Source organism: Enteractinococcus helveticum (assembly GCF_001657475.1).
Lineage (GTDB): Bacteria > Actinomycetota > Actinomycetes > Actinomycetales > Micrococcaceae > Yaniella > Yaniella helvetica.
This window is the reverse complement of record NZ_LXEY01000010.1, coordinates 57,416-72,174: the sequence shown is the minus strand read 5'-3', so window position 1 is coordinate 72,174 and position 14,759 is coordinate 57,416. Positions and strand designations below refer to the sequence as shown.

The 14,759-nt window shown below is 55.3% G+C and carries 17 protein-coding genes; 9 read left to right on the top strand and 8 right to left on the bottom strand.

From position 1 onward, the window contains the following. Nucleotides 1-315: 315 nt before the first annotated feature. On the top strand, nt 316-1,962 hold the full coding sequence (locus tag A6F49_RS02820) for a long-chain-fatty-acid--CoA ligase (protein ID WP_043056887.1): 1,647 nt from the start codon (nt 316-318) through the stop codon (nt 1,960-1,962). A 6-nt stretch (nt 1,963-1,968) separates the two neighbouring features. On the opposite strand, the gene A6F49_RS02815 is transcribed toward A6F49_RS02820, so the two are convergent. The 3 genes from A6F49_RS02815 to A6F49_RS02805 form a co-directional block, all read right to left on the bottom strand. Continuing rightward, nucleotides 1,969-2,454 carry a GNAT family N-acetyltransferase gene (locus A6F49_RS02815; RefSeq protein WP_043056888.1) on the bottom strand — a complete coding sequence of 162 codons (486 nt, stop codon included), beginning with the start codon at nt 2,452-2,454 and terminating at the stop codon, nt 1,969-1,971. 127 nt (nt 2,455-2,581) lie between these two features. Beyond that, entirely contained in the window at nt 2,582-2,761 is a 180-nt protein-coding gene (locus tag A6F49_RS02810; RefSeq protein ID WP_235604843.1) for a dodecin, read from the bottom strand. 150 nt (nt 2,762-2,911) lie between these two features. After that, nucleotides 2,912-3,214, bottom strand: a complete 303-nt coding sequence (locus tag A6F49_RS02805) for a Dabb family protein (RefSeq protein ID WP_043056889.1) — start codon at nt 3,212-3,214, stop codon at nt 2,912-2,914. 258 nt (nt 3,215-3,472) lie between these two features. On the opposite strand from A6F49_RS02805, the gene A6F49_RS02795 reads away from it, so the two are divergent. Next, nucleotides 3,473-3,961 (top strand): Gmad2 immunoglobulin-like domain-containing protein, encoded by a 489-nt coding sequence (locus A6F49_RS02795; RefSeq protein WP_043056890.1) that lies wholly within the window; start codon nt 3,473-3,475, stop codon nt 3,959-3,961. Here A6F49_RS02795 and A6F49_RS02790 read toward each other — a convergent pair. From A6F49_RS02790 to A6F49_RS02775, 4 genes are read right to left on the bottom strand one after another with little or no spacing between them, the layout of a single operon-like run. Further along, complete coding sequence (locus A6F49_RS02790) at nt 3,958-4,749, bottom strand: oxygenase MpaB family protein (RefSeq protein WP_235604833.1); 792 nt, start codon at nt 4,747-4,749, stop codon at nt 3,958-3,960. The two genes, A6F49_RS02795 and A6F49_RS02790, sit on opposite strands and share 4 nt — an antisense overlap. Then, complete coding sequence (locus A6F49_RS02785) at nt 4,740-5,111, bottom strand: iron chaperone (protein ID WP_043056891.1); 372 nt, start codon at nt 5,109-5,111, stop codon at nt 4,740-4,742. The genes A6F49_RS02790 and A6F49_RS02785 overlap by 10 nt, the downstream gene beginning before the upstream one ends. Next, the gene (locus tag A6F49_RS02780; protein ID WP_043056892.1) at nt 5,089-6,288 is read right to left on the bottom strand and encodes a hypothetical protein; all 1,200 of its coding nucleotides are present in this window, start codon (nt 6,286-6,288) and stop codon (nt 5,089-5,091) included. The genes A6F49_RS02785 and A6F49_RS02780 overlap by 23 nt, the downstream gene beginning before the upstream one ends. Nucleotides 6,289-6,341: 53 nt before the next feature. After that, entirely contained in the window at nt 6,342-7,121 is a 780-nt protein-coding gene (locus A6F49_RS02775) for an aspartate dehydrogenase domain-containing protein (protein WP_043056893.1), read from the bottom strand. Between the two features lie 118 nt (nt 7,122-7,239). On the opposite strand from A6F49_RS02775, the gene A6F49_RS02770 reads away from it, so the two are divergent. Continuing rightward, nucleotides 7,240-7,848 (top strand): cysteine hydrolase family protein, encoded by a 609-nt coding sequence (locus tag A6F49_RS02770; RefSeq protein WP_052504678.1) that lies wholly within the window; start codon nt 7,240-7,242, stop codon nt 7,846-7,848. Between the two features lie 119 nt (nt 7,849-7,967). Next, nucleotides 7,968-8,921 (top strand): LysR family transcriptional regulator, encoded by a 954-nt coding sequence (locus A6F49_RS02765; RefSeq protein WP_043056894.1) that lies wholly within the window; start codon nt 7,968-7,970, stop codon nt 8,919-8,921. Nucleotides 8,922-9,043: 122 nt separating this feature from the next. On the opposite strand, the gene A6F49_RS02760 is transcribed toward A6F49_RS02765, so the two are convergent. Then, nucleotides 9,044-9,955, bottom strand: a complete 912-nt coding sequence (locus tag A6F49_RS02760; RefSeq protein ID WP_067605522.1) for a LysR family transcriptional regulator — start codon at nt 9,953-9,955, stop codon at nt 9,044-9,046. Nucleotides 9,956-10,169: 214 nt separating this feature from the next. Between A6F49_RS02760 and A6F49_RS02755 the strand changes: the two genes are divergently transcribed. From A6F49_RS02755 to A6F49_RS02735, 5 genes are all read left to right on the top strand, one after another. Continuing rightward, nucleotides 10,170-10,397, top strand: coding sequence for a hypothetical protein (locus A6F49_RS02755; protein ID WP_043056895.1), 228 nt, complete (start codon nt 10,170-10,172; stop codon nt 10,395-10,397). Next, on the top strand, nt 10,390-11,964 hold the full coding sequence (locus A6F49_RS02750) for a sodium:solute symporter family protein (RefSeq protein WP_067605503.1): 1,575 nt from the start codon (nt 10,390-10,392) through the stop codon (nt 11,962-11,964). The genes A6F49_RS02755 and A6F49_RS02750 overlap by 8 nt, the downstream gene beginning before the upstream one ends. Before the next feature lie 75 nt (nt 11,965-12,039). Further along, a complete protein-coding gene (locus tag A6F49_RS02745) occupies nt 12,040-13,632 on the top strand; it encodes a 4-hydroxyphenylacetate 3-hydroxylase family protein (protein ID WP_067605500.1) in 1,593 nt (530 codons plus the stop codon). A gap of 28 nt (nt 13,633-13,660) precedes the next feature. Further along, nucleotides 13,661-14,077 (top strand): RidA family protein, encoded by a 417-nt coding sequence (locus tag A6F49_RS02740; RefSeq protein WP_043056896.1) that lies wholly within the window; start codon nt 13,661-13,663, stop codon nt 14,075-14,077. Nucleotides 14,078-14,084: 7 nt separating this feature from the next. Beyond that, nucleotides 14,085-14,756 (top strand): DUF1028 domain-containing protein, encoded by a 672-nt coding sequence (locus A6F49_RS02735; protein ID WP_043056897.1) that lies wholly within the window; start codon nt 14,085-14,087, stop codon nt 14,754-14,756. Nucleotides 14,757-14,759: the final 3 nt, after the last annotated feature.

Here is a 14,759-nt window from a genome sequence, read left to right as displayed (position 1 = left end):
GGCGACATGGTCGAGACCAGCGGTCCACACGGGGCTTACAGCTCACACTCTACGGGAGAACTCATCGAGTCGCAAACATCATTTAAGTTCGATGCGACCCTGCGCAGGTCGGAGCCTGAGCCTCAACGATTAGCCCTTTAATATCGCATATACCAGCGGTTATGTTGCTGCGAAGAGTAGGCGTACTTGTGCCGTCTTGTGGATGTGTGCCATCCACTTCACAGCGCTAGGCAACTTCGATAATGTGACCTATAACACCCTCATGGGGGGTGTTCACCCTCGAGCTCCGTTCACTCCGCCAAGCGAAGGACCATCATGGCTAGTGTCGTACACGGTTATCCATCCACCATGCAAGACGATTACCAACTCACGATGGGCCAGCTGATCCGCCAAGCGGTGCGTTCGTTTGGCGATACCGAAATTGTCCACCGCAACTCGCACGGCACATGGGGCCGCACCACGTATCAAGAAAACTTTGACCGCATCGAGCGTGCCGCCGCCGCCTTCAACAAGCTCGGCGTTGGCCTCGGCGACCGGATCGGTGTCATGGACTGGAACTCGCTGCGCCACTACGAGCTCTACTGGGCTATCCCGGCCATCGGGGCCGTGTTCACCCAGTTGAATCTGCGCCTGGCACCCGAAGATCTGCTGTATGTCATCAACGATTCCCAGGCCTCCGTCATCGTCATCGATGAGACGCTGGTGCCCGCCATCCAACCGCTGGCCGAGCGCACCAAGGGGGTCAAAACCTGGGTCATCTTGTCCGAGGGCGAGATCGAGCACGACCTGCCCAACGCCGTCTACTATGAAGAGCTCATTGCCGACGCCGAACCGCTGGCGGACTGGCCCAATATTTCCGAAACCTCGGCCTTCGCCGCCGGGTACACGACCGGAACCACTGGGCGTCCCAAAGGCGTGTTCTACTCGCACCGCTCGCAGTATCTGCACGCGTATAACACTGTCAAAGACCTAGCCGTCAGTGTCGAAGACGTCGTCATGCCGATCACCCCGATGTTCCACGTGCTGAGCTGGGGCATGGTCCAGGTTGCGGTCATGGTCGGGGCCAAACTCGTGCTGCCCGGCATGTTCTCCGCCGAAACCCTGGGCGACATTACCGACGCACTCACTGACGAGGGCGTGACCGTGACCAACGGCGTGCCCGCAATCTTCACCCCGATGTTTGAGGTGCTGAAATCTAAGGGTGTCAAAGATCTGACCGGGCTGCGCATGCTGTGCGGCGGCAGTGAGCCGCCCATCTCGATGATCAACGCGTACCGCGACACCTTCAACGCCGAAGTTGTGCATGGGTGGGGTGCCAGTGAAACATCGCCGATTGTCACGGTCAACCGCATGCGCCCAACACTGCGTGCGCGTATGACGGAGGAGGAAATCAGATCCTACGGGTCTAAACAGGGCAGCTTCCCAGTCAATGTCGACTACAAAATTGTCGACGGCGTCGGCAACCAAGTACCTGCGGACGGCGAGACCGCCGGAGAGGTACTGCTCAAAGGGCCGTGGATCACCGCAAGCTATCACGGCATGCCATCAGAGGCGCTAGCCGACCGGTTTGTCGACGGCTACTGGCGATCCGGCGATGTGGCCACCATTGATGAAAACGGGTTTATCAAGATCACCGACCGACTCAAAGACGTCATCAAATCCGGTGGCGAATGGATCTCATCCATCGACATGGAAAACCTGATGGTTTCTCACCCAAAGGTCGCCCAGGCGGCGGTCGTCGGCCTGGAGCACCCCAAATGGGATGAACGTCCCTTCATGCTGTTGGTGCTCAAAGACGGCGAGGACATCACGCGCGAAGAAATTGATGAACACCTGCTGCAACGCTTCGCTAAATGGCAGCTCCCCGAAGAATTCAAAGTCGTCGATGAAATTCCTGCGACGTCGGTCGGCAAGATCGACAAGAAGGTTATCCGCAGTCAATATCAGGATCTCTATACATAAGGACTGTCATGCTCGCCGCCACACCATCACACCTTCGGCGGTTTTCTCCTCGACATCCTCAAAGCCCTCTTTGCGATACAGGTCGCGTGCCGGGTTGTCGGGAGCGACAGAAAGACTTAGGCCGGGAAGATCCCGTATCCGGGCTACGTGCTGAGCTGCTCTCAAGAGTGCGCGTCCGACTCCTCGGCGTCGAAACGTAGCTTCAACCCACAGGCTGACTTCGGGGATTTCATGTTCGACGAAACCCCAGCCGCGGCGTTCGTGCGGCAGAAACAGCGCCCAGGCGATGCCCACTGGAGTTTCCTCATACCAGGCGACAAAGCCGAAGTCGCCGCGTTTTGGAATGAATTCGGTATAGCGCACCATGTCGGGTGAGGCCAGCACATCGTGGGAGGTGAAGCGTTCGACGTCCCAGTTGAAATTGTCGACGGCAGCACGCATCAGCAATTCGGTTTCTTCGGGCTGCAGCGCTCTGATAGTTACTGAGACCATATTCTGATCGTAGCCTTCTTGGTGCGAAATCGTCAGGGGAGCTGAAGGAGGAGTGCACCGAAGGCCCGTAAACCTTTCGGTGCCGCTCCTACTCAATATTGAGATGTGCAAGCCGAGGGTGAGGCTCTTATGGTTCGTGACGGAAGCCAATCTTGACGGTGACTTGCCAGTCGATAACGTTTCCTTCATTCAGATGGCCCCGAACTGAGCGCACTTCAAACCAATCAAGATTCCGCAAGGTTTTCGATGCTTCTTGCACAGCGTTGGTAATGGCTGCGTCGATACCATCGGGTGAAGTGCCAACGATTTAGGTGATGTTGTAGACGTTGTTCGCCATGATGACCTCCTGCTGGTCGGCCCAGGGGCCGGTTGCCTCGAGGGCCTGGTCTAGCCAACGCTACGACGCTGACTGCCACAGGTCTACCCCCGTGGAGTGTTAGCGCAGAAGGTGTGCCGGTTATACCGTGAAATCTACGGCGACGCGATCTGAGACCATACCTTTAATCATGTCGACGACGGGCACATGTTCGGGGTGGTCGGCGTAGACGGCCAGGGCGTCGGCGTCGTCAAAATCTGCGATGACGGTGAGATCAAAGTTTTCGCCCTCGTGGAGTTCATTGCGGTAGACGTTGAGGTCACGAATTTCTGGGATGCGATCTCGCAGGGCTTCTAGCGCCTCGGCAATTTTTGCGGCTTGACCATTGCGTGCGGCAAAGGTTTCACCATTGAGTTTCCAACTGACAATATGTCGAAGCGTCATGGCCTGTCCTTGAAGAGTGTGAGCTGATGTGTTTATCGTATCGGTCATGCGCGTTGGTGAGTAGGTTTAATCGTGGGGAAACATCGCGGCGTCAGCGGAATGTGGCCACCATTTTGGACCGTTGACGGCCCTGAGGCTGCGTGTGATGATTGCTTCACCATCTGAAGTGATGGCCAGTTCGCAACCGCCTTGACGGGAGTGGCGAGCCAAGGGGGGTGGCCATGGATGACACTCCCACAGCAGTGCAGGAGGAGCAACGTGAGCATCAATGTTCAACAGCTCCAGCGCTGCGACATCGTCAGTAATTCCATCATGATTGCCGGAACGGCTGGCGGAGCGTTCGAAGCCAACTTTAACTACCGAATTAGCGAAGGCCACGACGAAGTTGACGGCAATTTCATGGCCGGCGACGGCATCGGTGGACACGGCCAGTTCCAGGTGGTCGCTGATGTTGCCTCGGCCGCGTTCAAACACGTAGTGGCCTATGTGGAGGTTTTCCACGAGTCGCCCAAAGATGGTTCGCCGCGCGATCTGGTGGTGGTTCCGGTGATCCTCGGGGCAGAGATTGTGCCCGGGTACACCAACTACTTGGAACACGAGGTGGAGTCCGGCGAAACTCTATGGGGCATTGCCCAGCAGCACTATGGCAACGGCAACCTGTATCACCGGCTGCTAGCGGCCAACCCCGACATCACCAATCCCAACCTGATCCACGCAGGCGACATCATCCGCGTACTGCGCGCCTAATGTTCAGGCGCACTTGGCAGCCCGGCGACCACGAATCGTGCCGGTGACTGCCGGACTCCATTGGGAAGACGCGGATAAGTGTTGCGAAGTATGCGCCACAGGCGGTCTTCGCGTCGTGAGTGCTCACCATTCCAGTCCAGGCCAAGTTTCGATCGAATGTCAGCGGGCAACAGCCCGGCGGTCAGGAACTTGGCCTGTGGCATGAGTGTGCGCAGCCACCACGGCGCGCTGCGAGCGGCAAAGAGGTCGCTCATGATTTGGCGGGCGGCTGCGGTGACTTCCAGTTTGGCGACTTGCTGTTGCCAATACCGGTAGAACGCTGCACGGTTGTGCGGCCAGGAGGTTTCGGGCATGCCCAATGCGGTGCCTAGCACGGCGTAGCTGCGGTAAATCTGCTCGGCGTCCTCGGGCTGCTGATGGCCCCAGATGCGCCAGCGGATTTCCTCGGCCGTCCAATATAGTGTGGCCGTCACCCAGCGTTGGGTATCCGGGTCGGCGGCGCTGTACTGTGCGCCGTCGAGCATGCCCTCGACTGGCTGGTGGGCGCGGGCCACCCAGTCAGTGACCATGCTGCGCGCGGGTTGGGCTTCAGGCAGGACGACGGCGAAAATGTACTGCAGGGTGCGGCGCAGGCGGCCTAGCGGGTCGGCGGTGAAATTGGAATGTTGGGCCACCCCGGCGGCCACGGAGCGGTGGGCAACTTGTAGGCCAATGGCCGCGCCGGCTCCGGCCAGCACGATACCTTCGCGTGCCAGCTGCATGCCAGTGCGCGGGGATTTCACATCCACAGTACGCCGTCCTGTTCATGTTCACGGATCCGGTAGGCCACCATGCGTTGCAGCAAGTGGCAGGGAACAGTCTCGGTATAAGGAATTTTGACCGAGCCTTTGCCCGTCTGGAAGGTCGCGAGTTCGTCGTCGAATGCTTGGCGGGTGCTGGGGGTAAAGACCACGTTGGCATGATGCTTGAACCCATCGACGATAAACAGGATGGTCCCGGATGCATGGATCCACGCCGGCGAACCCCACTTCAGTGCGGTGTGCGTATCCGGTGCGGCTTGGTCGGCGATGGCTCGCAGTTGGTTCAGGGTACTGCGGGCGGGGTCGTGAAATTGCTCGAAGAATTCATCAACGGTCTTGGGTTTGCTCATGGTCAAAGAACGCTCCTTCGGTTGCTGCTGAGGTGGGGTCATTGGGCGGTGTGACTTGGGTTTTGGCCTCGTGCACGTCGGAGATCATGGCGTCCAGGGTCCGGATCAGCACCACTAGCCAGGCGAAAATGATCCCCGCAAAGGCCAGTTCGAGAGCGGTGAGGTTGTAGTAGCCCAGCGGATCCCACAGGGCTACCGCGAAGACCCCGAATCCCAGCATCAGATAGCTGATGACATACATTGCCGCCGGGGCGCCGGGCAGCCAGATCGGCACGCTGAGCAACATGATCCCAAAGGTGACCGCCAGGATCTGTACAAAGCCGGTGTGGATTGGGTCGCTGATGTGGATGGTGATCCACGACAATCCGATCAGGCAGATGCCCATCACGATCATGCCGATTCGCAACACCTGCACCAGGGCGCGGCGTTTGCCCTGACGTTGGCGGTGCGATGCCCAGGCGGTGAGGTCCTGGCTGATGAAATTTGCCAATGTGGTCAACACGATGCCGGATACGGTGATGGTGGTGTTGAACGTCCAAAATGAGAGTACCCCGGCCTGGCGTGTGCCCAATTCGGAGAAGAACTGGTGCCACCAATACGGGTTCTCGGCCAGCAGCATTGACGCCAGCACACCGGCGGCCATGAATAGGGCCAGCAGGGTAGAGATAGACGACGACGAGGCGCGCGAGGCGGAACTGAATCCGAAATACGACGTCGCAGCGGTCACCAGGCACAGCATTGCGGTTGCGGCGATCGCATCAACGATCAGCCCTTGAAAGGCCTGCTGGAAGAGCCGAAAAATACTGAGCGACGCCATGGTCGCGATGGCGCCGTGCAGGATGAATAAGCCAATAAAATCAATCAGCCACCAACCCCAAAACCGGCGGCGCATCCAGCGCAGACTGCCGCGACGGGATTCGGTGGCAATGACCAAACCGATGATCGCCGAGGTTCCGGCGGCCACGCCCGTCATCACCCCGGCTATGGTGCCCACCGAGTAGCCGCCCGACAGCGGAGTGAGTCTGCCGGTGAATGCGATGAGGCCGGCGACCAGGGCGATGGCCGTGAAACTAATCGCAATCCAGATTGCCCGGGATGCGAGATGGGCGGCCGATTTGCCCGTGCCGTCAGTATCTGGGACCACACGATTGTCGAGTTCTGGGGCTACCTGTTCCACGCCCCCATTCTAAATGTGGCGGAGACTGGGCGGAGTTTCGGGTCGTTGGGCGGTTAGTCGCGGTGAATATGCGGTGCGATGCGTCGGATGGTTGCGGCCAAGGACAGTGCGGTGGTGCCGGAGGTGGCCGGGTTGATGGGGCTGGGGGAGGAGACGAATTCGAATTTGAACCGCCCGGCGTCTCCGGCGGCTTCGATCACGTGGGCTGACTCGGGGTGTAACGGGTCGGCAACCAGTTGCACCTGGACGCGTTGGAGGGATTCGTTCAAGGGTTTCGCGCCGCGGGTGGCATAAGCCAGGGCTACCGAGACATTCACATTGCCGGGAAATTTTTCGATCGCCTCGATGGGGTTGCCCGAAAACAAAACTTCTGGTTCGGTGAGTTCTTCTAGGCGGGTGGCCTCGGCTTCTGACATCCACGGTTGAATGAGTCCGGCCGGGTCTTTCGACGTCGTAATGGACACCCGATCTAGCTGATCGGCAACGGCTTCGAGTAGATCAAAACCGCCGATGGCCCCGTTGGTCACGTGCAAATGCGGAGTCATGAGCGCATCGGCGATGGCCGGATCTGCCAGGGCGCCGACCGAGGTGAGCACAAAGGGTTTGTGCACGCGTGGCAAAAATTTCTTGGCCGCGGCCACTCCAGCCGCCTCGACCACCAGATCGGCCTGGGCGAGCGCGTCGTCGAAACTCTCTTCGGTTATGAGTCGCACGCCAAGGGTCCCGCGCTCGCGGTGGGCGGCAAGGTCTCGGACCATGGCGGTGAAATCATAGTCCAGCAGGCGCACGATGTGACGACCAATGGATCCGAAACCCAACAGCAAAATCTTCATGGTCTCAACTGTAGTGAATCGGGTGCTGGCGTGGGTAAGTGGGTATGAATAATCCTTATATCCTGTGCGGTGGCCTTCTCGCTTAGACTCGATACGTTGACGAAGGAGGAACCCCCCTATGTGGCAGTTTGACGTGGATTCAAGCGCTCTTATCGTCATCGATATGCAACGGGATTTTGTTGAAGCAGGCCGTCCCATGGAAGTGCCTATGGCCCGCGAGCGGTTGCCGCAGGTGCGTGAGCTCATCGATTGCGCACGTGTTGCGAAGGTCCCGATCATTTTCACCCAGCATGTCTTATACGATCAGTTCAATGTCTCGCCCCTAGAAAGCAGCAATGATCCGCGCCTGCTGAGCAAAGGCATGCGCGCAGGGACCGATGGCATTGAGATCGTTGCCCAGTTGGATCCCGGCCCGTGCGATTACTACGTGCAAAAGCACCGTTACGATGCGTTCTACAACACGAACCTCGAGGTGCTGCTGCACACCTTGCGCGGTTATCGCATGATCGACACCGTGATTATTGCCGGTACCCTGACGGAAGTATGCTGTGACTCCACCGCACGCAGCGCATTTATGCGCGACTTCAAAGTCGTCTTCGCCCAAGACGCCACCGGCGGCGCAAGCCAGGCCGCTCACAACGCAACCCTGAACGCCATCGACACATATTTTGGACGAGTATTAACGAATGAACAAATTCTGCAAGCTTTCGCGGGGACGCTGGTCTAGGCACGCCCGTTGGGTCGCCCGAGAAGCCCTCCTACTTCCATATTGTGTCCACACGCAGCATCATAGTGGTAGAGCGTTACAGTAACGCTTGATCTGCGGAATTCCAGGAGCATAGGCCAGTGGATCTTGAATCGATGCGGACCTTTCTGAGCGTGGCCCGAAATCGCAGTATTTCTCGCGCCGCCCAGGAGCTCTATGCCACCCAGCCCACAGTGAGTTTGCGGATCAAACGCATTGAACAAAAACTTGGCTTCCCGGTGTTTTTACGCAGCTGGCAGGGCGTAGACCTGACCCCTGAAGGCAGGCACATTCTGCCGACGATCGCCGATTACTTCTTTCGTCTGCAAACCGCCAAGCAGATGCCCCAGGAGGCCATCGCCCACAGCGGGATCAGCAGCATCATGGATGCACATGCCACACAAGAAACGATCGCCGTCGACGAATGGTTAGTGGGCGAGGGGATCTACGCGTTGATGTCGGCATTAGAAGAAGTCCCCGATACGCACGTGCGCACGACCAGCTCGGCACAGCTGCACTCTATGGTGGCTCACGGTATCTGCACCCGCGGCATAACCTATACGGATGGCATCCCAAAAGCGTGGTCGAACCGCGAAACCCCGCTGTGGTCTGAACCGTTAGCCCTCGTGTATCCGACGGCGGATCAGACAGTTCCCAACCCCACGGTTGCGGACCTGAAAGAATACTTCGCCACCAGAACGTTCATCCTCATGGATGACCCCATCTTTACCGATCACTCCGGGGTCACCGGACCGCTCCTTGAAGACCTCATGCCACAGGCCACCCGGGTCGTCGATCACGTCGGTATTATGGCGTACCTCTGCCGCGAACCCGGCAACGCGACGCTGATTCCATCTGGCTTATGTCAGCGTCGTCCGGCGTTTAACCAACCGGGAATCATCTGGACGGCGATGGATTGTCCATGGGGTCCGGTTTCGGTGGTACTGGTGGAAAATGACTTCGACCAATTGGACTTCGACGACGAAATTCATGACGCCATCACCGGTTGGGCCACTCGAGAACGCGCCCGGCACGCTGGGACCGAACAGCGGTAGCGCAACTGCATTCTGCTGATGTCAGCACGATGCACATCACGGACCGTCAACATCCGAATCCAACGGTCGCGCTGTAGACTTTAAAGAACATTTTTATCGACCAGTATTCTCATTTACGGTCCCTATGAGCCCATCTGATCCTTGACGTGAGTAATGAATGCTTCTGCTCTCTGTGTTCGTCGAACTCCGGCAGCTGATAGCGCCACAATTGGTAACGGCTCTAGATTGTTCGAAAGCGGTTTAACGGCGACATCGCGAAATGGCGCCGTTCCGCTCGGGGTCAGGACCTGAGTCAGGATAGAGATCCCCATCCCTCGGGCAACAAGACCGAAAATCAGTTGATGGCTCTTTGTCCGAAATCTTATTTGCGGGGATAGGCCGAAACTATCGAAAATTTGTAGAAAATATTCAGGGGCGGGAGCAAGATCCAATAATATGAGAGGCTCAGTTGCAAGGTCAGCTAAATCGATTGTTTTACTTCTTGCTAAAGGATGACCTGTAGGTACGACCGCATACGGCGCGGCGGCAGATAGATCCTCCCGATGAAGAGCTCGATGAGGGAAGAACCGGTCTAAGCGGTAGTCATATGTTAATACAAATTCGCAATGGCCTTGATGAAGGGCTTCAACTAACTCGTCATCCGAGCCTTCAATAAAGCGCAGGTCGATCTTAGGATAGGTTGCCAGAAAAGACGTGATGATCGGCGGCATTAGCGACGGGGCCAGCGTGCTGTAGCACCCCACAACCAGCGGGCCGTGTAGCTCTTTATCTAATTCGTGCGCTGTGCTCTGAAGCTCACGAACATCGTCAACAAGCTGCCGTGCTTTTCTTAGTAGTGCGTGCCCTGCTGGAGTGAGGTTCACGCCTCGGTGTGAGCGCTGAAAAACTGCTGTTCCCAGCGCTTTCTCTAGTCCGTTTAGTGACGTAGACATTGCAGACTGTGAGACATGAGATTGTGCTGCACCAGCGGTTATATTGCCGGCTTGAGCCACGCTGAGGAAATGTTCCAGCTGTCGAAAAGTTACATCGTTCATGGCAGTGAGGATACATCGAGCCATCGGAAAAATCGATGGATGAACACTAATTTATCGCTTTTACAAAGGGCTCAGGTTTTCATAACGTAGAACTCGACCAGCTCAATGTGATGTGCGGCACATAAGGTGCCGGGTGTTCGGAGCTACGCAGGCGAGGCCGTAAACATAATATGCGGCTTCCACCAGCAAGAGATTCCTTGAAAGGAGGCCCGCTATGGAACGTCGTGTTTTTGGTGTTGTTTGGGTCACTTATTTCACGATCTGCATGTTGGCATTTATTTGGCCGGCAGCAGGATTTGCAAATTCTGTAGAACCTACCATCGGCGGATTCCCACTGTTCTTTGCGTGGTTTATGTTGTGGGTCGTTCTCATTTTTCTAGGCTGCGTCGTCATGTATTTCTGGGATGAACGTTTAAATCGAGGAGTGAGTGACTTTGAGTGACTGGATTATCATTTCATCGGTCACGGGTATTTATCTTCTAATTGTGTTGATTGTTGGTATTGCTGCTCGGCGGGGCCAAAAATCTACCCTTGAAGGTTATATAACCGGCGGTCGAAGCGTAGGCATTGTCGTCTTGTTTTTCATCCTCGGTGCAGAGATTTTTTCTGCTTTCACATTCCTCGGTGCTCCCGGTCAAGCGTTTACCACTGGCGCACCGGCCTTATATATCCTGGCCTACTTGTCACTGGCTCTTATTCTCTGGTGGGTTATCGGGCCAAGAGTGGCCACATTAGGGCGACGGTATGGCTACCTGTCACAAGCAGATCTATTTGCAGACCGATTTTCAAGTAAATCGGTACCGGTTGTAATGTCGATTATGAGCGTTGTCGCCCTCATCCCATATCTGACAATCCAGATTACTGGTGCTGGTCTCTTATTTACGTTTGCTACCGACGGGCAGGTGCCATTTTGGCTGGGCTCCCTCGTTGCTTTCGCCATCTGTACTATTTATGTCTTTGTGAGCGGCCTTAAGGGGATTGGCTGGACGAATCTTCTGCAAGGGATCCTAATGCTCGTTGTAGCCTGGGCTATTGGGATCGCGGCGGTGTTTCAACTCTTCGGTACCGTCGATAATATGTTCAGCGATATCCGCGAGGTCTCACCGGAATATTTGATCATGCCGGGTGGCGGTGACGGCTGGACTTGGGCTGCGTTTTCTTCAGCAATTGTCTTGAGCGTTCTCGGTTTCGTCATGTGGCCCCATGTATTCAATAAATCATATTCTGCTGAGAGTAATCGCCACATTAAAAGAACCGTTGTTCTTTATCCACTGTATGCGTTGCTAGTCGTGCCGATTTTGCTCGCAGGGTTTGCTGCCATTACCACGGTGCAAGAAGGAGACATTGAACGGCCTGATGCGGTGATGTCACATCTAATCGTGAACCTGCTCGACTTGCCACCAATTGTCATCGGACTCATGTTGGCAGGCGCTGTGGCAGCGGCGATGTCTACGGGAGCAAACCTGGCCCACACAGCGGCAAGTATCGTTGTTCGAGATTTCATATCGCACGTCAAGAAAGAGGCGCTCAAAGATTCTGTTGCTGTGTCCATCACTAAATGGTGCGTAGTAATCATCTCAGCGCTCGCTTTCATTCTGGCGGTCCTAAACGTCCAAACGATTGTCCAGCTCTTCTTAATCGCGTACGGCATTGTGATTCAATTTCTGCCGATCACGTTCGCCACACTTTTCTGGCGAAGGGCAACCTTTGCGGGTGTTATGTCAGGCATGTTGGCGGGTCTCGGTGTCACAATCTATTTCACATTCGTTCAACCAACACCATTCGATATAGAACCAGGTTTGTGGGGCGTCGCAGTCAACACGATCTGCCTGGTAATGATTTCACTCTTTACAAAACCCATGGCTCGTGAACACACGGAACGTTTCGTGCGGCCCAAAGCATCAACAGAAATAGCGGCACAACCGGAGTTGTCTCGTCCGGTGACGGTGCACCGGGTGAATGAGCACGAGAAACAGAGTCAGACAGAAGTATCTTCTCCGGCGCCCTAAGGCCCGAATTAGTTCACGCACACTTCAACGATTAGCGGTGTCCTATCCGGGCACGCAACAGAACGGAGCAAAAAAATGTTACGTACAGGTCAAGAATACATCGACTCCATCCGAGATGGTAGACAAGTTTGGATTGATGGCGAACGTGTCGAGGATGTGGCTACCCACCCTGCTTTCAAACCGATAGTTGATATCCGGGCGCGAATCTATGACATGGGTCATGATCCGGATACTAGAAACATCATGACCTATACCGATGCTGAAACTGGTCAACAATGCTCCGTAGGGGCCAAGCCACCTATGGAAAAATCAGACTGGTATGACAAGAAAGTCGCTGTTGAAACAGTACTCAGTGACGTGGGTGGTGTCGTTACTCGAGTAGGTGACGAAACTGTGGGGGAAATGTGGTCGTTGCTTGACGGTCAAGAAGTTCTCAATAAAATTGATCCGCAGTTCTCTGAAAATATAACTAGACACGTACGTCGGGCTACCTTAGAAGATCCGTTCCATGTTTCAGCCAATACGGATGCAAAAGGTGACAGATCGCGTTGGCCGCAAGACCAAGACCCGGACGTCCTATTGCGGGTAGTACGTGAAACTGACAACGGCATCATTGTTCGCGGCGCGAAATTCGAAACGGCAGCGGCTTATGCGAACCAAGCGTTTGTGAAACCTACAATCGCGGATTGGGGGAACGCACCTGAGTCGGAATATGCGGTTGGGTTCATTGCACCAATGGGTGCCCCCGGGATGAAGCATATATGCCGGAGTGGTTTCGCAGGTACGCATCCTGCTGAGGACTATCCACTCACAAACCGTTTCGATGAGATCGACACAATGTTGATCTTCGACGACGTAGAGATTCCGTGGGAAGACGTGCTATTTTACCGGCACACTGAGGCTGCCGCATTCATACGTTCAACTCTCCATCGCTACAGCATCTTTCCATTCCTACAGCGCCACTTGCGTTATTCCGAGTACCTACTTGGCGCGGCATATCTCAGTATTCAGCAAACTGGCGTGAAGATGCACCAAGGAGTGCGCGAAAAAATCGCTCGACTTGCTGCATACAGAGAAATGATCAATGCACACTTAATCGCAGCTATCGAAACTTCAAGTCGTAGTCCCGAAGGCATGCTCATGCCTAACCCACAGATTATGTATGGCGCTCGCATGCAAGCAGCTGAGCAGTTGCCAGAAATGATGCACTTGGTCAGAGATCTAAGTGGATGTCAGATCAGCTTAGTCCCCAGCGCTTCGAGCTTCGAGAACCCGGAAATTGCAGATACGCTAAATAAATATTTTACAGTCGGAGATGATGACGGCCACGAGCGACGCAAAATGCTGACGTTTGCGCGTGACTTATTGAATTCTCACTATGCCGGCCATCGGCTGACTTTCCAGCTTTTTGCTCAGTCGCCGCCATTCTCGCACCAGCTGGCCATGTACAACAACTATGACTTCGGTGCGGTCGCGGATCTCGTTCATCAAGCGGCGAATTTGGGCACAAACCTAGATGTCGACTATGCGAAAAAAGCCGATTTCATCGAGGAAGCCGGTGACTTTGCGATGCGTCCTGGGATCGCGAAAGAAGCTGAGCGTCGTGCAAGTTTTGACGATCCACTGCACCAAGCTTCGGAGCTCGCCCAGCAAGTTAGCCAACCGTAAACCGTTACGAGAAAGGACTAGTTACACAATGAAACATACGCGGATCAGGCCGTTCAATACGAAAGATACTTATCCAGAGCAGAACTTGGATAACGATCTGGCCCAAGCAGTCGTCGCCAATGGGGTGGTCTATATGCGTGGTCAGATCGGGCAGAACCTGGAAACCAACGAAGTGGTAGGTGTTGGTGATGTAGTTGCTCAGACCAATCAAGCGATGGCAAACATTAAGGAATTGCTGGAAGAGGCTGGTAGCAGTTTGGAAGACATCGTGAAAACGGTGGTGTATATGACTGACATTCGCTATCGAGAACCTGTCTATCGCGTGATGGGAAGCTGGCTAAAAGGCGTACATCCTTGTTCGACAGGCATTGTGGTTTCAGGTTTTGCTCGTCCAGAGTGGGTCGTTGAGATTGATGCGACCGCAGTTATTTCAGAGAAGGAATGAGCTATCCATGACTTTTTCGATTGTAGGTCGCGATCCAGTTACAGGTGCACTCGGAATGGCAGTGACATCGTCGTCACCATCCGTGGGCGCACGATGCATACACCTGCGTTCTGAAGTTGGCGCAGTGGCTTCACAAAATGTCACCGATCCACGTTTAGGCTCAGCCATACTGGACCTTCTTGAACAGGGAGCGAACGCGAGTCAAGCGCTTGAAACAGTTCTGGCAGATTATCCAACAAAAGACTTTCGCCAGCTGAGCGTAGTGGACTCTGAGGGAGCAACAGCACACCACAGTGGTAAAGGGACCCTTGGTGCTCATAAAGTTGTGGTGGGAGATCAAGTAGTTGCTGCAGGGAACTTGCTGTCCTCAGAAGTCGTGCCTGACAAGATGGTTGAGGCATTCAATGCTACAGAAGGCGAGCTAGAAGAAAAGCTTCTCGCGGGGCTATCAGCCGGAGAACAAGCAGGTGGCGAGGAAGGTGAAGTCCGATCCGCAGGGCTGGCTGTGGTCCATAATGTCGGCTGGCGAGTCACCGATCTTCGTGTTGATGAAGCCCCCTGCCCAATTGATGAACTAGGGAGGATTCTCACTGTCTGGCTACCTCAACGAGATGATTACATTACTCGAGGTATCAACCCTGAAGCGGCACCATCTTACGGGGTCCCGGGAGATGAATGATCT